This is a genomic window from Paraburkholderia panacisoli (assembly GCF_008369935.1).
Taxonomy (GTDB): Bacteria; Pseudomonadota; Gammaproteobacteria; order Burkholderiales; family Burkholderiaceae; genus Paraburkholderia; species Paraburkholderia panacisoli.
Window position 1 is genome coordinate 76,620 of sequence record NZ_VTUZ01000005.1, and the last position, 21,821, is coordinate 98,440.

At 64.3% G+C, this 21,821-nt stretch carries 18 protein-coding genes; 6 read left to right on the forward strand and 12 right to left on the reverse strand.

Annotated features, from left to right (window positions below):
* From FVF58_RS09050 to dinB, 3 genes are all read left to right on the forward strand, one after another.
* Positions 1–576, forward strand: coding sequence for a YceI family protein (locus tag FVF58_RS09050; protein WP_149669567.1), 576 nt, complete (start codon positions 1–3; stop codon positions 574–576).
* Between the two features lie 48 nt (positions 577–624).
* Positions 625–1,203, forward strand: coding sequence for a YceI family protein (locus FVF58_RS09055; protein WP_149669568.1), 579 nt, complete (start codon positions 625–627; stop codon positions 1,201–1,203).
* Positions 1,204–1,568: 365 nt separating this feature from the next.
* Positions 1,569–2,735: a DNA polymerase IV gene (gene dinB / locus FVF58_RS09060; protein WP_149669569.1), complete on the forward strand. Its 1,167-nt coding sequence runs from the start codon at positions 1,569–1,571 to the stop codon at positions 2,733–2,735.
* On the opposite strand, the gene FVF58_RS09065 is transcribed toward dinB, so the two are convergent.
* The 6 genes from FVF58_RS09065 to FVF58_RS09090 all read right to left on the reverse strand — a co-directional run bounded on the left by FVF58_RS09065 (position 2,702) and on the right by FVF58_RS09090 (position 11,857).
* Positions 2,702–4,156 carry a heavy metal sensor histidine kinase gene (locus FVF58_RS09065; protein WP_149669570.1) on the reverse strand — a complete coding sequence of 485 codons (1,455 nt, stop codon included), beginning with the start codon at positions 4,154–4,156 and terminating at the stop codon, positions 2,702–2,704. The two genes, dinB and FVF58_RS09065, sit on opposite strands and share 34 nt — an antisense overlap.
* Positions 4,153–4,839, reverse strand: coding sequence for a heavy metal response regulator transcription factor (locus FVF58_RS09070; protein WP_149669571.1), 687 nt, complete (start codon positions 4,837–4,839; stop codon positions 4,153–4,155). Before FVF58_RS09070 ends, FVF58_RS09065 begins: the two co-directional genes overlap by 4 nt.
* Positions 4,840–5,027: 188 nt before the next feature.
* Positions 5,028–6,542, reverse strand: a complete 1,515-nt coding sequence (locus tag FVF58_RS09075; RefSeq protein ID WP_149669572.1) for an efflux transporter outer membrane subunit — start codon at positions 6,540–6,542, stop codon at positions 5,028–5,030.
* Entirely contained in the window at positions 6,539–7,762 is a 1,224-nt protein-coding gene (locus tag FVF58_RS09080) for an efflux RND transporter periplasmic adaptor subunit (protein WP_149669573.1), read from the reverse strand. The genes FVF58_RS09075 and FVF58_RS09080 overlap by 4 nt, the downstream gene beginning before the upstream one ends.
* A 37-nt stretch (positions 7,763–7,799) precedes the next feature.
* Entirely contained in the window at positions 7,800–11,048 is a 3,249-nt protein-coding gene (locus FVF58_RS09085) for an efflux RND transporter permease subunit (protein WP_149669574.1), read from the reverse strand.
* 374 nt (positions 11,049–11,422) lie between these two features.
* On the reverse strand, positions 11,423–11,857 hold the full coding sequence (locus tag FVF58_RS09090; RefSeq protein ID WP_149669575.1) for a VOC family protein: 435 nt from the start codon (positions 11,855–11,857) through the stop codon (positions 11,423–11,425).
* 120 nt (positions 11,858–11,977) lie between these two features.
* Between FVF58_RS09090 and FVF58_RS09095 the strand changes: the two genes are divergently transcribed.
* From FVF58_RS09095 to FVF58_RS09105, 3 genes are all read left to right on the forward strand, one after another.
* Positions 11,978–12,850 carry a LysR family transcriptional regulator gene (locus FVF58_RS09095; RefSeq protein WP_149669576.1) on the forward strand — a complete coding sequence of 291 codons (873 nt, stop codon included), beginning with the start codon at positions 11,978–11,980 and terminating at the stop codon, positions 12,848–12,850.
* Positions 12,851–13,052: 202 nt separating this feature from the next.
* Entirely contained in the window at positions 13,053–13,691 is a 639-nt protein-coding gene (locus FVF58_RS09100) for a LysE family translocator (RefSeq protein ID WP_149669577.1), read from the forward strand.
* Between the two features lie 70 nt (positions 13,692–13,761).
* The gene (locus FVF58_RS09105) at positions 13,762–14,118 is read left to right on the forward strand and encodes a hypothetical protein (RefSeq protein WP_149669578.1); all 357 of its coding nucleotides are present in this window, start codon (positions 13,762–13,764) and stop codon (positions 14,116–14,118) included.
* Between the two features lie 28 nt (positions 14,119–14,146).
* Here FVF58_RS09105 and FVF58_RS09110 read toward each other — a convergent pair whose 3' ends face one another.
* The 6 genes from FVF58_RS09110 to FVF58_RS09135 form a co-directional block, all read right to left on the reverse strand.
* On the reverse strand, positions 14,147–15,859 hold the full coding sequence (locus FVF58_RS09110) for a SulP family inorganic anion transporter (RefSeq protein ID WP_188130759.1): 1,713 nt from the start codon (positions 15,857–15,859) through the stop codon (positions 14,147–14,149).
* 515 nt (positions 15,860–16,374) lie between these two features.
* Positions 16,375–17,430: a LacI family DNA-binding transcriptional regulator gene (locus FVF58_RS09115; protein WP_188130760.1), complete on the reverse strand. Its 1,056-nt coding sequence runs from the start codon at positions 17,428–17,430 to the stop codon at positions 16,375–16,377.
* 48 nt (positions 17,431–17,478) lie between these two features.
* Positions 17,479–18,651 (reverse strand): ABC transporter ATP-binding protein, encoded by a 1,173-nt coding sequence (locus FVF58_RS09120; RefSeq protein WP_149669580.1) that lies wholly within the window; start codon positions 18,649–18,651, stop codon positions 17,479–17,481.
* A gap of 28 nt (positions 18,652–18,679) precedes the next feature.
* Positions 18,680–19,591: a carbohydrate ABC transporter permease gene (locus tag FVF58_RS09125; protein ID WP_149669581.1), complete on the reverse strand. Its 912-nt coding sequence runs from the start codon at positions 19,589–19,591 to the stop codon at positions 18,680–18,682.
* Entirely contained in the window at positions 19,591–20,532 is a 942-nt protein-coding gene (locus FVF58_RS09130; protein WP_149669582.1) for a carbohydrate ABC transporter permease, read from the reverse strand. The genes FVF58_RS09125 and FVF58_RS09130 overlap by 1 nt, the downstream gene beginning before the upstream one ends.
* Before the next feature lie 10 nt (positions 20,533–20,542).
* Complete coding sequence (locus FVF58_RS09135; protein WP_149669583.1) at positions 20,543–21,781, reverse strand: ABC transporter substrate-binding protein; 1,239 nt, start codon at positions 21,779–21,781, stop codon at positions 20,543–20,545.
* Between the last annotated feature and the right edge of the window lie 40 nt (positions 21,782–21,821).

Here is a 21,821-nt window from a genome sequence, read left to right on the forward strand (position 1 = left end):
ATGAAATCAACCCCTCTCCCCTCCGTTCGCCGCGCGGCGCTCGCCGGTCTCGCCGCTCTTTCCATGTTCGGCGCCGGCCTCGCGCACGCCGACGTCGACCTGAGCAAAAGCACGGTCGTCGCCACCACGAAGCAGATGAACGTGCCGGTCGACGGCAAGTTCAGGAAGTTCTCCGCGCAACTGAACTTCGATCCGGCGAAGCCGACCGCCGGCAACGCCAACGTGACGATCGACACCGCCAGCTACGACCTCGGCGCCGACGACTACAACAAGCAGGCGCAAGGCAAGGAATGGTTCGACAGCGCGGCCTGGCCGGCCGCGACCTTCGTGTCGAGCGCGATCGCGCCGGCCGGCGGCAACCAGTACAAGATCACCGGCAAGCTGACCATCAAGGGCAAGTCGCAAACCGTCGTGGTGCCGGTCGTCATCGCGAGCCAGGGCGCCACGCAAACCTTCGACGGCTCGTTGCCGATCAAACGCTCGCAGTTCGACGTCGGCACGGGCGAATGGAAAGACACGTCGGTCGTCGCCGACGAAGTCGTCATCAAATTTCACCTCGTCGCTTCGAAGAAGTAACGAAAACACCGAAGCATCGCTGCACTTTCTGAATACCTGGAGAACACCTTGAAGAAATCCTTTCTGCTCGCCGCAGGCGCGCTCGCCGCTGCATTGTCGTTCAATGCGATGGCCGCCGATACGTATCAGCTCGATCCGACCCACACGTACCCGAGCTTCGAAACCGACCACTTCGGCGGCATCTCGACCTGGCGCGGCAAGTTCAAGAAGAGCAGCGGCACCGTGGTGCTGGATCGCGCGGCGAAGACCGGCACGGTCGACGTGACGATCGACGCGAACTCGGTGGACATCGGCAACGACAAGCTCGACGCGGAGCTCGTCACCGACAAGTTCTTCGACGCCGCGAAGTACCCGAGCGCCACCTACAAGGGCACGCAGATCCGCTTCGACGGTGACAAGCCGGTGGAAGTGATCGGCACGCTGACGATGCACGGCATCACCAAACCGGTCAACCTGAAGATCGAATCGTTCAAGTGCTTCACGCATCCGGTGCTCAAGCGCGAAGTGTGCGGCACGGAATCCACCGGGACGTTCAATCGCGACGACTTCGGCATCGACTTCGGCAAGGCTTACGGCTTCAAGATGCTGACCACGCTGAATATTCAGGCTGAGGGCATCAAGCAGTAATCTCCGGGCTTCACACAAGCTTGCGTCACACGGTTGCGGCAACGGGCCGGTCGAGATAGTCGACCAGGTTGCCGCGACCGGTCTTTACGAAATAGCCCTTCAAACAGGGACTGTTTTACTCGAAACAGCGGATTGAATCGCCTGTTCGCAGAATTTCCAGCTCATGACGCGCGGTCTCGCCGCGCGGCAAAACCTTCAGCACCCGCTGTCTCCCTTCTGAACCGCGCCGCTCGAACGCATGGCGCTCAGCGCTATATCCAGCGGTACAGACCGCGCCCGCGCCGGCCGAGCAAGGTACTATTACGGTTTGGCGCCCGCCCCCCCGACCTGCATCGCGCCGTCTCCGTCATCTGCTTTCACCGCCCATGAGTGCCCCCGTCCGCCGCATCGCGCATCTCGACATGGACGCGTTCTACGCGTCCGTCGAGCTATTGCGCTATCCCGAACTGCGCGGCCAGGCGGTGGTGATCGGCGGCGGCCGCAACGGCGTGCCGCAAACGCTCGCCGACGGCAGCCGCCGCTTTGCGAAGCTGCGCGATTATGCGGGCCGCGGCGTCGTGACCACGTCCACTTACGAAGCGCGCGCGCTCGGCGTGTTCTCGGCGATGGGCATGATGAAAGCGGCCGCGCTCGCGCCGGATGCGATCCTGCTGCCCACCGACTTCGACTCGTACCGCCATTACTCGCGTCTGTTCAAGGCGGCGGTCGCGACCTTCACCGACCGCATCGAAGATCGCGGCATCGACGAAATCTATATCGACCTCACCGACTCGCCGGGCGAGCCGCACGAGATTGCCGCGCGTATCAAGCAGGCGGTCAATCAGGCCACCGGCCTCACCTGCTCGATTTGCGTGGCGCCCAACAAGCTGCTCGCCAAGATCGGCTCGGAACTCGACAAACCCGACGGCCTGACGATCCTCACGCCGGCCGACGTGCCGTTGCGCGTGTGGCCGCTGCCGGTGCGCAAGGTCAACGGGATCGGCCCGAAGGCCGCTGAAAAGCTCGCGGCGCTCGGTCTCGCGACGGTCGGCGATCTGGCGGCGGCGGACGCGGGACTGTTACAGGACAACTTCGGGCGCAGCTATTCGGCCTGGCTGATGCAGGTCGCCCAGGGTCACGACGAGCGGCCGGTGGTGGTCGAATCGGAGCCCAAGTCGATGAGCCGCGAGACCACGTTCGAACGCGATCTGCATCCGCGCCACGACCGCCCCGCGCTGTCCAGTTCGTTTACCGGCTTGTGCGTGCGGGTCGCGGAAGATCTCGTGCGCAAGGGCTACGTCGGCCGGACCGTGGGGATCAAGCTGCGTTACGACGATTTCCGCACGGTCACCCGCGATCTGACGCTCGACGAGCCGACCGCGGACGCAATCGAAATCCGCCGCGCGGCGACCGAATGTCTGCGGCGAGTGGAATTGAATCGCAAGCTGCGGCTGCTCGGCGTGCGCGTGAGCGCGTTGACGCCGGCCAACGCGCAAGCGCCGAAGCCGCGTGTGCCGGTTCAGGCCGACTTGCCTTTCGCCAGCGACGAGTAACCGCCCGCTTCGACCGTCACGCCGGCGCTCGGGCGCATCGTCTGCGCGCCGCTGTCGATCTGCGAGAGCGCGACCGAAAACGCAAACGTGTTGATCCCGCGTTCGCTATGCGCCGACACGGTGCCGCGATGCATCTCCGCGATCGCCTTCACGATCGCCAGACCCAGCCCATGATTTTCGCGGCTATTGGTGCGCGAGACTTCCGCGCGATAGAAGCGGTCGAACAGATGTTCGAGCACGTCCGGCGCAATCGGCTCGCCGGGGTTGGCGACCGCGACGCGCACATGATCGCCGTCGCGCACGATCGTCACGCTGATTCCGGCGCCCGGCTCGCAATGCTGGATCGCGTTCATCAGCAGGTTGGCGCACGCGCGGCCGAACAGCGAGCGGTTCACGCGCGCCCGCGCGTCGCCATGCAATTTCGCATGCACACGCGCCTCTTCGAGCGGAATCTCCAGAAACTCCAGCGTATGCGCGACTTCCGCGGCCAGCGACACTTCGATCAGCCCTGTTGCGCGCTCGCCCTGATCGGCGCGAGCGAGGAACAGCATGTCGTTGATGATCGCGCGCATGCGCTCGAACTCTTCGAGATTCGATTGCAGCGTATGACGCAGATCTTCGACCGAGCGGTTGCGCGTCAGCGCCACTTCGGTCTGGCCGATCAGGATCGTCACCGGCGTGCGCAGCTCGTGCGCGACATCCGCGTTGAACGATTCGAGCCGGCCATACGCGCCGTCCAGACGTTCGAGCGCGCCGTTGAACGAGTTCGCGAGATCGTTCAGTTCGAGCGGCAGCGATGCGGTGTTCAGACGTTGCGAGCGGTTGTTCGGGCTCACCACGGACGCATCGCGCGTGAGGCGCGTGAGCGGCGCGAGGCCCAGGCGCGTCACCGAATAGCTGAGCAGCAGCACGGCGAGACTGCCCAATGCGGACAACGCGGCGAGCGCCGAACCGAACACGCGCATCGTGCGCACGTTGGGCGAATAGCTCGACGCCACCTGCAGTTGCACCGGCGGACGCGTGCCGTATGCGGGTAGGGTCTGCGTGGACGTGAGCATGTCCTGGCCGCCGCCGGCCGGGCTCACGCGCGCGTAGCCGCCGGACCAGCTCTTCACGACCTGGCCGTCGACCGGCTTGCCGTAGTTGAAATACGGGTCCGCGCTCGACACCGAGTACACCGTGCTGCCGTCGTGCGGCGTCATGTCGGTGAGCTTTTCGCGGGTCATGCGCCACTTTTCCGGCGTGCCCGCATGAAAGACGATGATGCGCGCGATCTGCGTGCGATCGTCGAGCGACTCGCGCAGGTGATGTTCGAGCTGCGTGCGCAGGATGAGAAAGAGCCCGGTGCCGACCAGCGTGAACACGAACAGCGCGACGAGCGCGAACATCAGCGCAAGACGGCGGGCGATGGACCGGTTCATGTCGACTCCGCCTCTTCGCGCACTTCCAGCACGTAGCCCATGCCGCGCACGGTGTGCAGCAGCTTCGACGGGAACGGGCCGTCGAGCTTCGCGCGCAATCGTTTGATCGCGGTCTCGACCACGTTGGTGTGGCTGTCGAAATTGACGTCCCACACCAGTTCGGTGATGGCGGTTTTCGACAGAATGTCGCCCTGCCGCCGCGCGAGCACGCTGAGCAACTGGAATTCCTTCGCGGTCAGGTCGAGGCGCACGCCGTCGCGCGTGGCGCGCCGGCCGATCAGATCGACGAACAGATCACCGACCGAAATCAGCGTCGACTCCTGCGAGCGCGTGCGGCGCGCGAGCGCATGCAGCCGCTCCACCAGTTCGAGGAAGGAAAAGGGCTTGGTGAGGTAATCATCCGCGCCTTCGCGCAGGCCGCGCACGCGGTCGTTCACGTGATCGCGGGCGGTCAGCATGATGACCGGCGTCGATTTGCGCATGCGCAGCGCCTTGAGCACACTGAAGCCGTCGCGCTTGGGCAGCATCACGTCGAGGACGATCACGTCGTAATCGAATTCGGTGGCCAGATACATGCCTTCCTCGCCGTCGAGCGCCACATCGACGACCCAGCCCTGCTCTGTCAAACCGGAGCGCAGGTAGTCCACCACCTTGTGCTCGTCTTCAACAATCAGCAATTTCATGCGCGTCCCCTGTCGATCGGAGTTAGCGCTTTAGCGCTTACTCCGATCCCATGCAACGTAGTTGTGTCGATCGCAGTGAGCCCTTTAGCGCTTGCTCCGGTCCCATGCAACGTAGTTGCCTGACTTTGCATTATACGAAACGCCCTTGAATTCCCGCTGTGAGTGCTGCTGCATCATGGACCGGTGGCTCACCGTGCGGGAGCCATCGCCTCCTTCGTCGCAGCAGGCTGCGCCTCCTTCGGCGCGCTCGCGAGGTCGGCGCCGGCATCCCAGCCGCCGCCGAGCGCCTTCACCAGCGCCACCGACAAAGTCATCTGCTGGCCGTGGATCTGCACGTCCTGGCGCTCGATGTTGAGCAGCGACTGCTGCGCGGTGATCACGTCGAGATACGCGACGAGGCCGCCCGAATAGCGGTCGGTGGCGAGCGACAGCAGACGCTGCGCATCGCCCACCGCCTCGTGCGACTGCTTCGCCGCGCCGTCCAGCACCGACAGGCCCGTGATGCCGTCCTGCACCTGCTGGAACGCGTTGAGCACGGTTTGCCGGTAGTTCGCCTCGGTGGCCTTGTAGCCCTCGCTCGCGAATTGGACGTTGGCCGCGCGGCGGCCGCCGTCGAACAGCACCTGGCCGACCGTCGCGCCGAGCGTCCACATCAGCGAGGGCGCGCTCAGCAGACTGGCAAACTGCGTGCTCTCCCAGCCGATCCCCGGCGTCAGCGTCAGGCTCGGAAAGAACGCCGCCTTGGCGACGCCGATCTGCGCGTTGGCCGCCGCCATCGCGCGTTCCGCCGACGCGATGTCCGGGCGCCGTTGCAGCACGTCGCTGGGCACGCCGAGCGGGATCGGCGGCGCCTTCGCGTCGAGCACCTTGGGTTCGATCGCGAACTGCGGGGCCGGCACGCCGACCAGCGCGGCGATCGCATGCTCGAATTGCGCTCGCTGGTTCAGCAGCAGTTGCGCCTGCACCTGGGTGGACTCGAGCAGCGACTTCTGCTGCAACACTTCGAGCCCCGACACCGAGCCGAGGTCATGCTCGGAACTCACGTAATCGAGCGCCTTCTGTTGCAGTTTCACCGACTGATTCAGCACGTCGATCTCGGCGTCGAGTTCGCGCAGCGAGAAATAGTCGGTGGCGAGGTCGGTGGTGAGCACGAGCCGCGCATTCGCGAGATCGTCCGCCGATTGCTGCTCGGAGGCCTTCGCGCCCTCCACTTCGCGACGTATCCGGCCGAATAGATCGGTGTCGTAGTTGATCGTCGGCCCGAGTTGCAGATTGTTCTGCACCGTCGACTCCGTCGGCGTCGCGTAGTTGGTCAGCGGCCGGTTCTGCGAAATCCTGAAGCGCGCTGCCGCGGCACTGAGATCGACTTCCGGCACGCGTTGCGCGCTGGTGCCCGCGAGCGTCGCCTTGGCCTGCTCGTAGTGCGCGCTCGCGGCGATCAGCGTCTGATTCTGCGCGAGCGCCTGGGTTTCGAGCGTGGCGAGCGTCGGATCGCCGAAGCCGCTCCACCAGTCCGGCGAGATCGGCGCATGCGACGGCGTGGCGAGCCGCCAGAACGAATCGGTGTGCCAGGCGGGCGGCACGTCGGCCGCTGGCCGCTGATAGTCCGGGCCGACCGTGCACGCGGCCAGCAACGCCACGCTCGCGACGCTCGCCGCGCCCGCGAGCGTCGTGATCGCCCGGCATGGACCCGTGAACTTCACGACGCCCCCTTGCCGTTCTTGCCCGGCTGCGTGACCCGCACGTGATCGCCGTCGGCGATCGAGTCGCTCGGGTTGATGATGATCCGGTCGTTCGGCTCGATCCCGCTTTCGATTTCGAGCGACTGACCGAGGTCCCGTGCGATCACGATCTTGCGCAACTGCACGTTGCCCTTCGCATCGACCACTGCGAGACGCGGACCTTCGGCGCGAAACAGCAGCGCATTGCCGGGCACCGACAGTTCGGCGTGCGCCGTCTGCGGCACCGCGACCTGCACGTACGCACCGGGCCGCAGCTTGCTGTCGGGATTGGGCAGCGTCACTTCGATCTGCAACGAGCGGGTGGGCACGTCGATCGCGCCGGAAATGTGCGTGACCGTGCCGTTGAATTGCTGGCCCGGCAGCTCCGCCTGAGTGACCACGACCTTCTGTCCAACCGACACGTTCTGCGCATACGCCTGCGGCAATTGCACGTAGACCCGCAGCGGGTCCGACTGCGCCAGCGCGAACAGCGCGCGGCTCGTGCCGCTGCCCGCGTCGATCAGATCGCCGACATCGACGTTGCGCTGCGTGACCACGCCCGCGAACGGCGCGACGATCCGCTTGAACGATTCGAGCTGCTGCAGGCGCTTGACGTTGGCATCGGCCGCGGCGAGGTTGGCGACGTCCTGCGTGTAGGTGCTTTGCCGCTCGTCGAGCTCCTGCTGCGAGACCGCATCGCGTTGACGCAATTGCTGCCAGCGCTCCAGCGAGCTCTTGGCAAGGCCGAGGCTCGAACTGGTTTGCTGACGCTGCGCCAAGGCCTGCGCGAGTTCCTGATCGATTTCGGGCGTGTCGAGTTCGGCGAGCAATTGACCCTGCTTCACCTGCGTGCCGATGTCGGCGTACCAGTGCAGCAGATAACCGGTCGAGCGCGCGTAGATCGGCGATTCGACGTAGCCGCGCAAGGTGCCGGGCAACAGCGTGTTGCCGCCGCTTTCGGTCTGCGTCGGGCTCACCACGGTCACGTATTGCGTGGCGTTCTGTTGCGTGGTGGCCTCGACAGCACGGTTTTGCATCATGTTCGCGATCACGGTGCGCAACGCGCCCACCGCGAGCAGCAGCAGCACGATGCAGATGGCGATTTTCGCGCGCTTCCATTCGCGATGGCGCGGCGGCAGTACGTGCCCCCCTTCGGTCTCCCGCGTCGGGATCGCTAGCGATGCATGAGTTTTTTCGGTCATTTCAGTCAGCCATCTCAGTCAGCCGTCGTTTAACTTTTTACGCGGGCGCGGCAGCGCCGTCGTGATCCGGCGCGGGGCCGCCGTTGCCGTCTTTGTCTTTGCCACCGTCGCCGCCGTGGTCCGGATGGTTCGTGTCGTCGTCGTTGCGGTGACGGCGCGCGAGGCGGCTATGAATGCCCGCGAACACGATCGGCACGAAAAACAGCGTGGACACCGTCGCGAACAGCAAGCCACCGATCACCGCGCGGCCGAGCGGCGCATTCTGCTCGGCGCCCTCGCCAAGACCCAGCGCCATCGGAATCATGCCGATGATCATCGCGAATGCGGTCATCAGCACCGGCCTGATCCGGCTCGCGCCGGCTTCGAGCGCGGCGGTGAGCGGCGGTGCGCCGGCGGACAGCCGCTGACGCGCGAACGAGACCATCAGAATACTGTTGGCGGTGGCGACGCCCATCGTCATGATTGCGCCGGTCAGGGCCGGCACGCTCAGATGCGTGCCGGTCAAAAACAGCATCCACACGATGCCCGCGAGCGCCGCCGGCAACGCGCTGATGATGATCAGCGGATCGACCCACGACTGGAAATTCACCACGATCAGCAGGTAGACCAGCACGATCGCCATCGCCACGCCCAGGCCGAGGCCGAAGAACGAACTGCGCATGGTCTGCACCTGGCCGCGCACGGTGATCTGACTGCCGCGCGGCAGCGACGCGCGCACGTTGTCCACGAGCTTGTCGACCTGATTCGCCACACTGCCGAGGTCGCGCTTCTCGACGCTCACGTACAGGTCGATCACCGGCCTGATGTTGTAGTGCGTGACTTCCGCGAACTGGGTCTGCGGCGAGACCCGCACCAGGTTGCCGAGCAGTTGCGTCGGCCCGTTGGCCGAGCCGGACACCGGCGTGCGCAACAGTTCGTCGATCGACGACACCTGGTACTGCGGCGTCTGCACCGCGACGTTGTACTCGACGCCGTTCTTGTTGTTGAACCAGAAGCCCGGCGACGTCTGCGAACTGCCCGACAACGAAATCAGCACGTTCTGCGCGACGTTGCTCGCGCTCAGATTGAGTTGCTGCAAACGCGTGCGGTCCATCTGAAGGTTGATCGCCGGTTCGTCGAGCTTCTGCTGGATGTGCGTGTCGACGGTGCCGGGAATCAGCCGCACCTGCTTCATCAGCGTGCGCGCAACGTCGAAGTTGCCCTCCTGATTCGCGCCGGAAATCTGCACGTCCACCGCGGCGGGCAAGCCAAAGTTCAGAATCTGCGTGACGATGTCGGCCGGCTGAAAGAAGAACTCGACGCCCGGAAAGCGCTGCGGCAGGATGGTGCGCAGCTTGTCCATGTATATCTGCGTCGGCTTGTGGTCTTCGTTCAGCGCCACTTGAATCTCGCCGTCGAGCGTGCCGATCGTGCCCGAGTTGCTGTACGAGAGGTTGATGCCGCTATACGGCAAGCCGAGATTGTCGAGAATCGTGCCTAGCTCTCGCGGCGGCACGACCTCGCGGATCACCTGCTCGACTTCGTCGGCCAGACGCGCGGTTTCCTCGATACGCGTGCCGGTCGGCGCGCGCATGTGCAGACGGATGTCGCCCGCGTCGACGCTCGGGAAGAAGTCCTCGCCGAGCACCAACACGAGCCCCATCGACACCACGCAGAAGCCAAGAAACAGGCTGCCGAAGCGGCCGCGACGCACCAGCAGGCTGCTGAGAATCATGATGTACGCGGAGCGCATGCGCTCGAAGCCGCTATCGAAGCGCCGATAAAGACGCATGAACAGATTCGGCTTCGCATCGGGCTTGGGCTTGTGCGCGTGTCCCATCAGCATCATCGCGAGCGTCGGCACCAGCGTGCGCGACAGAATGTACGACGCCAGCATCGCGAACACCACCGCTTCGGCGAGCGGCACGAACAGGTAACGCGCGACGCCGGTCAGAAAGAACATCGGCACGAACACGATACAGATACACAGCGTGGACACGAGCGCGGGAACCGCGATTTCGCCCGCGCCGTCGAGAATCGCATCATGCAGATTCGTGCCCATGTGCAAATGGCGTTCGATGTTCTCGATCGTCACCGTCGCGTCGTCGACCAGAATCCCGACTGCCAGCGCGAGGCCGCCGAGGGTCATGATGTTGATGGTCTGCCCGAGCGCGTGCAGCATGATCAGCGACGACAGGATCGACAGCGGAATCGAGATCGCGATGATGCAGGTGCTGCGCCAGTTGCCGAGAAACAGCAGGATCATCGCGGCGGTCAGCGCGGCGGCGATCAGCGCCTCGCGCACCACGCCCTGCACCGCCGCTTTCACGAACACCGACTGATCGAACAGCGCCGTGATGTTCAGGTCCGGCGGCAACGCGGCACGCGCGCTCGGCAACAGCCCTTTGAGCGTATCGACGATCGACAGGGTCGACGCATTGCCGTTCTTCAGCACCGAGATCAGCACGCCGCGATGGCCGTTCTGCCGCACGATGTTGGTCTGCGGCGAGAAGCCGTCGCGCACGTGCGCGACTTCACGCAGGTAAGTCGTCGCGCCGTTGAGCGTGCGCACCGGAATGTCGTTGAGCCCTTCCACCGTGGCGGGCGAGCCGTTCATGTTGATCGTGTATTCCTTCGGCCCGATCTTGGCCGTGCCGGTCGGCAGAATCAGGTTTTGCGCGTTGAACGCGCTGACCACGTCGGAAGGCGTCAGGCCTTTGGCGAGCAGCGCGCGCGTGTCGAGGTCGACCGAGATCAGACGCGACTTGCCGCCATAGGGGTACGGCACGGCCGCGCCGGGAATCGTGACGAGCTGCGGGCGCAGAAAGTTCAGCGCGGTGTCGTTCAGCGATTGCTCGGAGAGCTTCGGGCTCGACAGGCCGAGCTGGATCACCGGAATGCTGGAGGCCGAGTAGCTGATCACCAGAGGCGGCGTCGCGCCCGGCGGCATCTGCTTGACCTGCGCCTGTTCGACGGCCACGGTCTGCGCAATCGCGGTTTGGATGTTCGCGTTCGGCTGCAGGAACACCTTCAGGATCGTGATGCCCGCGAGCGATTGCGATTCGATGTGCTCGATGTTGTTGACCGTGGTGGTCAAGCTGCGCTCGTTGACCGACGTGATGCGGTTGGCCATGTCCTCGGCCGACAGACCCGTGTACGTCCAGATGATGCTGACGACCGGAATATTGATTTCCGGCAGCACGTCGACCGGCGTGGTGAACAGCACGAATGGCGTGGCCAGCAAGATCAGAATGGCCATCACGATGAACGTGTATGGCCGCTTAAGCGCTACGTTGACGATCCACATTGAAACGCGCCTGAGAGAGTGCAGGTAGGAAGATGGAGGGAATCAGCGCTTATGCTAGATCGGTAGCACCAACACCTGCATGGCGCCAAAATGGCAGAAATGTCAGGAAGCTTAATGTAAGCAGCGTGGGTGGTTCAGGCGTCGAGAGCTTTGGCGGTATGCAAACGTTTGTTGAATCGAAATAGCCGCTGTTCGATGCACGTTGGTGCGCGCGGCGTGTCGCGGCGGCGGCGAAGTCTTGTGAAATGTTCGTTCAGACTGATTTGTGGAAAGCAAATATGTCAGGCCCCGGTTGTGAATAAGGCCGGTCGACCTCGATGGTCGACCGGCCTTATTTCTTCGCAGCGCCGCAAGCTTCGCGGCGCTTCCAAAACCTACTTGGCGAACAGCGACGACATATCCGCGAACGCCTTGAACTCCAGCGCGTTGCCCGACGGATCGAGGAAGAACATCGTCGCCTGCTCGCCGACTTCGCCCTTGAAGCGCACGTGCGGTTCGATGATGAAGTCGATGCCCGCGTTGCTCAGCTTGTCGGCGGCGGCCTGCCATTGCTCCATCGACAGCACCGCGCCGAAGTGACGGACCGGCACCGCATCCCCGTCGACCGCGCTGGTCTGACGGTGGCCGATCTCTTCCGGCGCGAGGTGCGCGACGATCTGATGCCCGTAGAAGTTGAAATCGACCCACGCGTCCGAGCTGCGTCCTTCCGGACAGCCCAGCAGTTCGCCGTAGAACTCGCGGGCGGCGGCGAGGCTATGAACAGGAAACGCCAGATGGAACGGCGGCAAAACGTTTTCGGCAACGCTCATGATGGTAAGACTCGCTGGTAGTGGGAGTGGTGTACGTGTGGGGCCAAGTTTAACCATGACTAAAATTGGTGGAAAACGATATATATTTGACCTCACTATCACCTATTTCGATCAATCAAAATGTTCAGCGAGCTGAAGACCTTCATCGCCGTGAGCCAGTACGGCACCTTTTCCGGCGCGGGCGCGCGCATCGGGCTCACGCAATCCGCGGTGAGCGCGCAGATGCAGCGACTCGAAGAGGAACTCGGCTTCGCGCTGTTCGACCGCACCGGCCGCTCTGCGACGCTCAACGACGCCGGCCGCGAAACGCTCGCGCTCGCCGAGGAAATGATGACGCTCTATGCGCGGCTCTCCGAACGCGGCGCGGTCGCGGCGGAAAGCGGCATGCTGCGAGTGGGCGCGATCGCCTCCGCGCAAGTGTCGTTTCTCCCCGACGCGCTGGCGCGTTTTCGCGACGACCGGCCCGGCTGGCGGATCCGCGTCGTGCCCGGCGTATCGCTCGGTCTGCTCGGGCAAGTGGATTCCGGCGAACTCGATCTGGCCGTCATCATCAAGCCGCCGTTCGCGCTGCCGTCCGAACTCGAATGGCGCACGCTCGTCACCGAGCCGTTCGTGCTGCTCGTGCCGAAGCAACTCGCGCGAAGCCAGCGCGGCTGGCGCGATCTGCTCAAAAGCGAGCCGTTCATCCGCTACGATCGCACGTCGTTCGGCGGCAGGCTGGTCGACCGCTTTCTGCGGCGCTCGCGCCTGAACGTGCGCGACGTGATCGAGGTGGACGAATTGCAGGCGATCGTGCAACTGGTGGCGCGCGGCATCGGCGTGGCGTTGATCCCGAGCACAGTGGGGCTCGGCAAATGGCCGGCGAACGTCGTCGCGCTCGAACTCGGCGACGCGACGTTTCAGCGTGAGATCGGGCTCGTGCAGCGTCCGCGGCATAGCCGGCAAGCGGTGGCCGACGTGTTGGCCGATTGCATTGGGGCGGCGGCCGTGTAGGCATGACGCGCGCGCATGCCTGATTGTCCTGTTGCGCGCCCCGTCAACTGTATCTGTGAGATTCGCGCGATGGCGCGCAGAATCGTCGCGCGCGGATCGAACCACACATCGAACCGCGCGCTCATCCCATGTTCGTGCCGCTTCCGCCCGCGCCCGCGCCAAACGTGCCGCCAGCGCCAACTGCCACCAAGTGCCAGAGACCATGATCGCCAGCCCCATTCTCACCGCCGATGTCCTGATCGCCTACAGCGCCTACTTCGTCGGCACCGCAAGCCCCGGACCCAGCAATCTCGCGATCATGTCGCTCGCGATGAACGCGGGCCGGCGCTCGGCATTGGCGTTCGCGCTCGGCGTGGTGTCGGGCTCGTTCTCCTGGGCGCTGCTGGCGTCGCTCGGTTTATCGGCGCTGCTCGCCAGGTATTCGGAGTGTCTGGTGGCAATCCGGATCGCCGGCGGGTTGTATCTGCTATGGCTCGGCTTCAAATCCGCGCGTTCCGCATTCGGCCCCGGCAAGTTGCCCACCGGCGACGCGCGGCCGAGCGAGCCGCTCAAGCGTCTCTATCTGCGCGGCCTGCTGCTGCATCTCACCAATCCGAAAGCCGTGCTGGTCTGGCTGTCGATCGTCTCGCTGGCGGTGTCGCCCGCAACCGGCACGTCACACACGTTGCCGGTGGTGCTCGGCTGCATGGCGATCGGCGTGACGGTATTCAGCAGCTACGCGGTGCTGTTTTCGACCGCTTCCGCACGGCGCATCTACGTGGCGATCCGGCGCTGGCTCGACGGCTCGCTCGCGCTGATGTTCGGAATCGCGGGCATCAAGATGCTGACCTCGAAAAGCTAGCGCGCGTTCGGCGCGCGCCGCCGCTCTGCGATACTGTCGCCGTGACGAACGAAGTGGACAAGCCAACACGATGAGCGGCAGCAACGATGTGAACCCGGCGGCGAAACGCTCGCCGTTGCGGAAGCGCCTGTATCTGGCGGGCACGGCCGTGCTGCTCGCGGCGCTGATCGCGGCGGCGCTGATCTATGCGAACACCCCGCCGCCCGACGAGGCGATCGCCCGATACAGCATCGTCGATCCGCGTTATCAGATCGAATTGCAGCAAATCGGCGGCAATGCGGCGGTGCTGATGGCGCAGCTTCATCAATGGTTCGACGGTCTGTGGCACGGCACCGCGCTCGCTTACACCGTGGCCGTATTGGGCATCGCGATCGCTGGCGCATGCTTTTTCATCGGCTACTTTTTCGCCGACGACCCGCAGCGCTAGCCACCGCTCCCCCGCGAAAACTTTTCCGCTACGGCGCGTGCTTCACATGCGCATCCGGCTGCTCGATACCCGCCGTGCGCAGTGCCTCGTGCAGCGTGCCGAAAATGCAGCGCTCCTCGACGATCGGCGTGATGCCATGCCGATCCATGTCCGAGCGCAGATAACGGTTCACACGCGCGAAGATTACCTCGATGCCACCCTGCTTGAGCGCGTTGAATAGCTCGCCCACCGAGCGCGCCGCCGAATAGTCGAGATCGGTGATCGCGCTCGCGTCGACCACGAACCAGCGCACCGCGCTCGGCGCGCGATCGACCAGACGGCGGACGTCGTCGACAAAAAAATGATCGTTGGCGTAGAACAGGTCGGCGCCGAAGCGGTAGACGATCAGCCCCGGCATGGTCTGGATACCCGGTGCGGCGGGCACCGGCACCCAGACGCCGTCCTCGCCCGGGACGAGCACCATCGTGTGAGGCCGGTAGCTGTGCCGCACGTGACGCAGCAGCGATAGCGCCACCGCGACCAGAATGCCGTGCTCGACCCCGATCAGCACAACCGCCGCCGCGGTGAACAGGGCCAGCGCGAATTCGCCGGGACTTTCGCGGCGAATCGCAAACAGCGTCTTCAGATTGATCAGGCCGATCGCGATCGTGAACACGATGCTGGCGAGAATGCAGTGCGGCAGATATCGCAGATAGCGGCTGAAAAACAGCAGCACCACGACCACCACCGCTGCGAACACGAGTTGCGCGAACTGGCTGCGCGAGCCGGCGAGATCGGCCATGGCGGTTTGCGTCGGGCTGCCGTTCACCACGAACGCGCCCGATAACGCCGCTGCCGCGTTGGCCGCGGCGATCCCGAGCAGATCGGCGTTGGTGTCGACCGATTCGTGATAGCGCTCGGCGAACACGCGGCTCGCGGCGGCGCTTTGCGCGACGATCATCACGAAGCACGAGGCCGCGACCGGCAGCAGATCGAGCATCTGCTGCCATGTCACCGATGGCATGCTCAACGGCGGCAGTCCGCCCGCGACGGGCCCGAGCACCGAGATGCCACGGGCCGCGAAATCGTAGAGGTCGCTTGCCGCGATACCCGCGACGACGGCGATCAACGGCACCGGCACGCGCGGCAAGAAGTGCTTGCACGCCAAAATCGCGACGACCACCAGCAACGAAATGGCGAGCGTCGGCCGATTGATTAGCGCGGCCTCGTGCACCACGAGCAGCAGTTGATCGATGCTGCGCGCGGCGTGTCCGGGCAGGCCGAACATGTCGCCCAGCATCGCGATGCCGACCTGCATGCCGACGCCGGTGAGAAAGCCGACCAGCACAGTGCGCGACAGGAAGTCGGCCAGAAAGCCCAGTTTGAAGACGCGCGCGATCAGCAGCAGCCCGGCGGTGAGCAACGCGACCATGGCGGCGAGCGCTGCATATTCGGCGCTCGCCGCCGGCGCCATCGTCGAGAGACGGCTCGCGAAAATCGTGGCGGTCGCGGAATCGGCGGCCACCACCAGATGCCGCGATGCGCCGAACAACGCGAACGCGACAAGCGGCAGAAAGACCGTGTAAAGCCCGGTAACGGCGGGCATGCCGGCAATGCGGGCATAGCCGAGCACTTGCGGAATATCCATCGACGCAAGCTGCACGCCGGCCAGCGCATCGCGCGCCGCCGCGGCACGGCTCAACGGAAGAACGCCTTTCAGCACGCCGGCGCGCGCCATCATATTCGCCAGAAAATCCCGCATACGCGATACCGCCCCAAACATAGGTTATCGCGCATCGTGCCGCGACTCGGCACGCAAAGGCAAGACTTGCAGGACGATCAGCCGGGGGCAATGGCCCACGGCCTGAAAATTCAACGCTTGAAGTGACCTGTTTGCGGATCGACGTGCCGTGCGAAACCGAACAGCGCGGCGATGCAAATTGGACAGGCAACCAGAAAGACGGCCAACATCACACACCCCGTAACAAAATGTTACTGGGAAGTTTAAGGGATTGTTAAGCGAATTGAATGAGGGAAAGCAGCAAAGCTCTGTTGCGAATAATTACAACATTTTTTCCAAACGCCTGGATCTGCTTACGCCCGGAGAGGCTGGAATTCATCGAGAAACGGCGGGAAAACCAAGAACAATCAAGCTGCAAACCTTTGCGGTCCGCAGCGGACTTCGAGTGTAGAGAGCCGCGTCGGCCATCTTCACGCGGCAATTAGAGGAACATTTCAAGCGAAGCCGTAAGCTATGCAGGCAAACCCGTAAGCAAGCTACGCCCCGCCGCGAAAAGGCCCCGCCTTCACCGATGAACCCGCCGCCCCCGGCGCCGGCCCCACCGACTCGCGCATCGTCACGCTCACCGGAAACTCGCGGAAGATTTCCCATGTGGTCCGGTAGCACTGGTTGATCAGCCAGCGCACCGCGTTCTGCGTCAGTTCCGCAGTCGGAATGTGCACCGATGTCAGCCCAGGCGCCGCATAAGCGGCCGAGTAATCGTCGTCGTAGCCGATCACCGACATTTCGTCCGGCACCGCAATGCCCGCCTGGTGCAGACGCGCGAGCACGCTCACCGCCATCGTGTCGTTCGCGCAGAAGAGGCCGGTTGCGCGCCGCTTCGAATCGAGCAGCGTCTGCGCGGCGGCGTAGCCGCCTTCCGGCGAGAAGTCCGATTCGATCAGTGTGACGTCGTCACGCGCTATGCCTTCGCGCGCCAGTTCGGCAAAGAAGCCTTCGAGCCGCGCCTGGTTGTCCGAAGAAGTGAACGGCCCCGAAATCACGGCGATGTCCCGGTGCCCATGATCGAGCAGCGTGCGCGCCGCCAGTTCGCCGCCGCGCCGATGGTCGGCGCAAAACGACGCCTCCGGCAACTGCTCGAACGCGCGGTTGAGAAACACCATCTTCGGATGCATCGCATGCAGCATGATGAGGTCTTCGTCATGCAGATCGTGGCTGATCACCACCACGCCGTCGCAATCGCGGCCGATCAGAAAGCGTACCGCCTCGATTGCCTGTTCGCGCGGCGACACTTCCCCGCAGCCGGTCGCCACCACCACGTGACGGTGCACCGCGCGCAGTTCGGCGTCGGTCTGCTTGAGAATGGTGCCGTAGTAGGAGCCGAAAAAGGTCGGCACAAAAATCCCGATGATGCCGAGCGACTGCGTCGCCATGGCCCGGCCGATCGACGACGGGCGAAAGTTCAGCGCCTCGATCGCCGCCTTCACGCGGGCGGCGGCATCGGCCGAGATCGGTCCTTTACCGGAAATGGCCCGCGAAGCAGTGGACATGCCAACGCCGGCCAGTGCCGCGACATCCTTGAGTGTTGCCACGCGGTTCTCCGTCATGCCAGGTTGATTGCAACCGCGCCGTCTCCAGCGCTACAAACGCGCGCCGCTCGCCTCCTCGAACAGGGAGACGTGGGCGGCGTCGAACCAGAACGCCGCGCTATCGCCGGGCGTGAGCGGCGCCCTGCCCTGGTCGATCGACGCGATCTGCTCGCCATGATAGTCGAGCCAGATGATGCGATGGTTGCCCATTGGCTCCACCAGCGAAACTTTTGCGCGCTCGCTCGAACCCTCGGCGAGCCGCACGTCTTCGGCGCGTACGCCGAGCACACAGGGCATAGGGGGGCGCCCTCGCGCCGGCGTTTGCCTGAACGCGTAAGCCGACATGTCGAGTTGCCAGTGCGGGGTGCAAAAGTGCAGCGCACCGTTGCGCTCTTCGAGTGAGCCCGTGAGCAGGTTCATCGCGGGCGTGCCGAGGAAGGTCGCGACGAACAGATTGTCAGGGCGCGCGTAGACTTCGGCGGGCGTGCCGAACTGCTGGATCACGCCGCCGCGCATCACCGCGATGCGGGTGGCGAGCGTCATCGCTTCGACCTGATCGTGGGTCACGTAGATCATCGTCGCGCCGAGACGTTGATGCAGCTGCTTGAGTTCGCGGCGCAGTTCGGTGCGCAGCTTGGCGTCGAGATTCGACAGCGGTTCGTCGAACAGGAACACGTCGGCTTCGCGCACGATCGCGCGGCCGATCGCCACGCGCTGCCGCTGCCCGCCCGACAGTTGCGCCGGTTTGCGCTTGAGCAGCGGACCGAGTTGCAGCATCTCGGAGGCGCGCGCCACGCGCCGCGCGATCTCCGCCTTCGGCGTGCCGTTGATGCGCAGCGCGAACGACAGATTGCGCTCGACGTTCATGGTCGGATACAGCGCATACGACTGGAACACCAGCGCGATGCGGCGGTCTTTCGGGTCGGCCCACGTCATGTCTTCGCCGGCGATCTCGATGCTGCCGTCGCTCACGTCGATCAACCCGGCGATGCTGTGCAGCAACGTGGACTTGCCGCAGCCCGATGGGCCGAGCAGCACGATGAACTCGCCGGCTTGCACGTCGAGATCGAGGTTCTCGATCACGGTGTTCGTGCCGAGCCGAATGGTCAGATTGCGCACCGCCACGTTGGCCGGATTCGTGAGATCCGCCGCGTCCGCCACGCCGGCCCCGCTCACCCCGTCGCCCACGTCAGCCGCATTTGCCACACCAGCCATGTTTGTCATGCCGTTGCCTTTTGCTTTTGCCCTTGCCCTATCCCTTGACAGCGCCGGACGCAATGCCGCGCACGAACCAGCGCCCCGAAATGAAGTAGACCGCGAGCGGCACCATCGAAGTCAGAATGGTCGCCGCCATGTTGACGTTATAGAGGCGCTCGCCGGTCGTCGTATTGATGATGTTGTTCAGCTGCACCGTCATCGGCAGGTTTTTCGTGCCGGCGAACACGAGGCCGAGAATGAAGTCGTTCCAGATGTTCGTCACCTGCATGATGAGCGCCACCACGATGATCGGCGTGGACATCGGCAGCATCAGTTGCAGGAAGATGCGCCAGAAGCCGCCGCCGTCGATCCGCGCCGCCTTGAACAGCTCCTGCGGAATCGACACGTAGTAATTGCGGAACAGCAGCGTCATCACCGGCATGCCGAAGATCGTGTGAATCACGACGATGCCCGGCAGCGAACTGAACAGATGCACGCTCGCCAGCACGCGCACGAGCGGATACACCATCACCTGAATCGGGATGAACGCGCCCATCAGCAGCACGCCGAACAGCACGCCGGCACCGCGCGGCCGCCAGAACGACAGCGCGTAACCGTTCACCGCGCCGACCGCGATCGACAGGATCGTGCTCGGCACGACGATGCGCACCGAGTTCCAGAAGCCGACCTGGATACCATTGCAATCGAGCCCGGTGCACGCGGACTGCCACGCGGCGCTCCATGCGTCGAGCGTGAAATGCGTGGGGAACGCCAGCAGATTGCCGAGCCGGATCTCGCTCATGGGCTTGACCGACGTGACGAGCATCACGTAAAGCGGCAGCAGGAAGAACAGCGCCGCTGTCAGCAAAAACGCGTAGATGCCGAGGCGCGCCGGCGTGAAAACCGTGCGCCGCTTGTGCGCGCGGCTCGGCGCGCCGCTTTTCAGCGGGGAACTGAGCGTGTTCATCACACCTCCTGGCGCCTGGCCGCGCGGCTGCGGGCATAGAAGATCGGCGCGAGGATCGCGAGCACCGTCGCCAGCAGCACGATCGACGCCGCCGACGCGAGGCCGATATTGGCGCGCCCGAACAGATAATCCATGATGAACTTGGCCGGCACTTCGCTGGCGGTGCCGGGGCCGCCCTGGGTCATCGCGACCACCGCGTCGTACAGCTTCACGACCATCACGAACAGCAGCACGAACGCAGTGGAGATCGACGGCCCGAGCATCGGCACGACGATGCTCGCATACACGCGCCAACGCGGAATGCCGTCGATGCGCGCGGCCTTCCACAGTTCGTCGTCGATGCCGCGCAAGCCCGCGAGCAGCAACGCCATCACGAGACCCGAGGCCTGCCACACCGTCGCGATGACGATGGTGTAGATCACCCAGTCCTGATCGACGATCCAGTCGAAGCGCGCGTGCGCGAAGCCGAGCTTGTGCAGCACGGCCTGCGCGCCCAGCTCCGGATTGAGAATCCATTGCCAGACGAGCCCCGTCGCGACGAACGACATCGCATACGGATAGAGAAACACCGTGCGCAACGCTCCTTCGGCGACCACGCGCTGATCGATGAAAATCGCCAGCAGCAAACCGATCACCATGCACGCGACGATGAAGCACGCGCCGTAGATCACGATGTTTTGCAGCGACAGCAACCAGCGGTCGTTGTGGAAGAGGCGCACGTATTGCGTAAAGCCCGCGAAGTCGCCGGAAGGAAACGTGCGCGAATTGCTGAGCGACACGCGCGCGGTCCAGACCATTGTGCCGAGATACGCGAACACGACGGTCAGGACCATCGGCAGCAGCGCCAGCCACGCCGCGATGGAAATGCGCTTGCTGAGCGGCTTGTGACGGGGCTTGTCGCCCCGCCTGGAACCGGTGGCTGGCAGCTTGAGCGCGTGCATCGCCGGACGCCTAGCTCTTCAACGCGCTGGCAAACGCTTTCTGTGCATCGTCGACCGACTGGTTCTTGTTCCAGAAGTTGGTGACGACGTCGATCAGCGCGCCTTGCGTGTCAGGCGAGAGCAGCATTTCCGGATTCGGCAGCTGACGCGACTTGTCCTTCATGATCGCAATGCCCTCCTTCGCGCAGATGTCCAGACTGCCGGCGTCCACGTCGGGACGAATCGGAATCGAGCCCTTCTTCGCGCTGAACGCAACCTGCGCGGACGGCGAGGTCATCACCGTGGCAAGAAGGTTCTGCGCCTTGATCGCATTGGCGTTGTCGGTCTTCGGGAACACGAACACATCGCCCGCGACCAGATACGGCGAATGCGGACCGAAGCCTGGGAAGCAGCCGAAGTCCTTGCCCGCGCTCTGGTTGGCCGCCGAGAATTCGCCCTTGGCCCAGTCGCCCATGATCTGCACGCCGGCCTTGCCGGAAATCACGAGCGCGGTCGCGTCGTTCCAGTTGCGGCCGGGCGAGCCTGGATCGACGAAATCGTGCAGGCGCTTGAACGACACCAGCACTTTCTTGAACGCATCCGACTTCACCGCGTTCATGTCGCGGTCGCGATACACCTTCATGTACAGATCGGGGCCGCCCACGTCGGCGAGCACCGCGTCGAAGGTGATCTTCTCCTGCCACGGCTGCCCGCCGAACGCGAGCGGAATCACGCCCGCGCTCTTCAGCTTGCCGAGGTCGGCGATGAACTCGTCGTAGCTTTTCGGCTCGGCGGCAATGCCGGCCTTCTGGAACACCGGCTTCGAATAGAAGAACCAGGCCGGCATGTGGATGTCGACCGGCGCGGCATAGTAGTGGCCCTTCACCTTTATGCTGTCGATGATCGACGCCGGGAACACGCCGTTCCAGTTCTCCTTCGCGGCAACGTCGTCGACGTTGTTCAGCAGGCCCTGATCGATCAGGTCGTGAAACTGCTTGGACGTATTGAACTGCGCGGCCGTGGGTGGATCGCCGCCGACGATCCGGTTGATCGCCGTGGAGCGCGCCTGATCGGCGCCCGCCACCGCGTTGTCGACCCATTGGCCGCCGGCCTTGTCATAGGCATCGGCAAACTGGCGAATCGCGGCCGACTCGCCCCCCGAGGTCCACCAGTGAATCACGTTGGCCTTCAGAGGCTCCGCATGCGCGACGACGCCATACAACGTCAGTGCTGCAACCACGCCTCGCAAGACCATTTTTCTGCTGTTCATTCCGTCTCCTCCAGGCTTTGTGCCCGTGTTCAAGTCGACA

Coding starts and splice junctions, on each gene's coding strand:
- FVF58_RS09095 (WP_149669576.1), top strand. CDS start 11,978: ATGTTCAGCGAGCTGAAGACCTTCATCGCCGTGAGCCAGTACGGCACC.
- FVF58_RS09065 (WP_149669570.1), bottom strand. CDS start 4,156: ATGAACCGGTCCATCGCCCGCCGTCTTGCGCTGATGTTCGCGCTCGTC.
- FVF58_RS09050 (WP_149669567.1), top strand. CDS start 1: ATGAAATCAACCCCTCTCCCCTCCGTTCGCCGCGCGGCGCTCGCCGGT.
- FVF58_RS09125 (WP_149669581.1), bottom strand. CDS start 19,591: ATGAACACGCTCAGTTCCCCGCTGAAAAGCGGCGCGCCGAGCCGCGCG.
- FVF58_RS09070 (WP_149669571.1), bottom strand. CDS start 4,839: ATGAAATTGCTGATTGTTGAAGACGAGCACAAGGTGGTGGACTACCTG.
- FVF58_RS09080 (WP_149669573.1), bottom strand. CDS start 7,762: ATGACCGAAAAAACTCATGCATCGCTAGCGATCCCGACGCGGGAGACC.
- dinB (WP_149669569.1), top strand. CDS start 1,569: ATGAGTGCCCCCGTCCGCCGCATCGCGCATCTCGACATGGACGCGTTC.
- FVF58_RS09100 (WP_149669577.1), top strand. CDS start 13,053: ATGATCGCCAGCCCCATTCTCACCGCCGATGTCCTGATCGCCTACAGC.
- FVF58_RS09120 (WP_149669580.1), bottom strand. CDS start 18,651: ATGACAAACATGGCTGGTGTGGCAAATGCGGCTGACGTGGGCGACGGG.
- FVF58_RS09085 (WP_149669574.1), bottom strand. CDS start 11,048: ATGTGGATCGTCAACGTAGCGCTTAAGCGGCCATACACGTTCATCGTG.
- FVF58_RS09090 (WP_149669575.1), bottom strand. CDS start 11,857: ATGAGCGTTGCCGAAAACGTTTTGCCGCCGTTCCATCTGGCGTTTCCT.
- FVF58_RS09110 (WP_188130759.1), bottom strand. CDS start 15,859: ATGCGGGATTTTCTGGCGAATATGATGGCGCGCGCCGGCGTGCTGAAA.
- FVF58_RS09105 (WP_149669578.1), top strand. CDS start 13,762: ATGAGCGGCAGCAACGATGTGAACCCGGCGGCGAAACGCTCGCCGTTG.
- FVF58_RS09130 (WP_149669582.1), bottom strand. CDS start 20,532: ATGCACGCGCTCAAGCTGCCAGCCACCGGTTCCAGGCGGGGCGACAAG.
- FVF58_RS09135 (WP_149669583.1), bottom strand. CDS start 21,781: ATGAACAGCAGAAAAATGGTCTTGCGAGGCGTGGTTGCAGCACTGACG.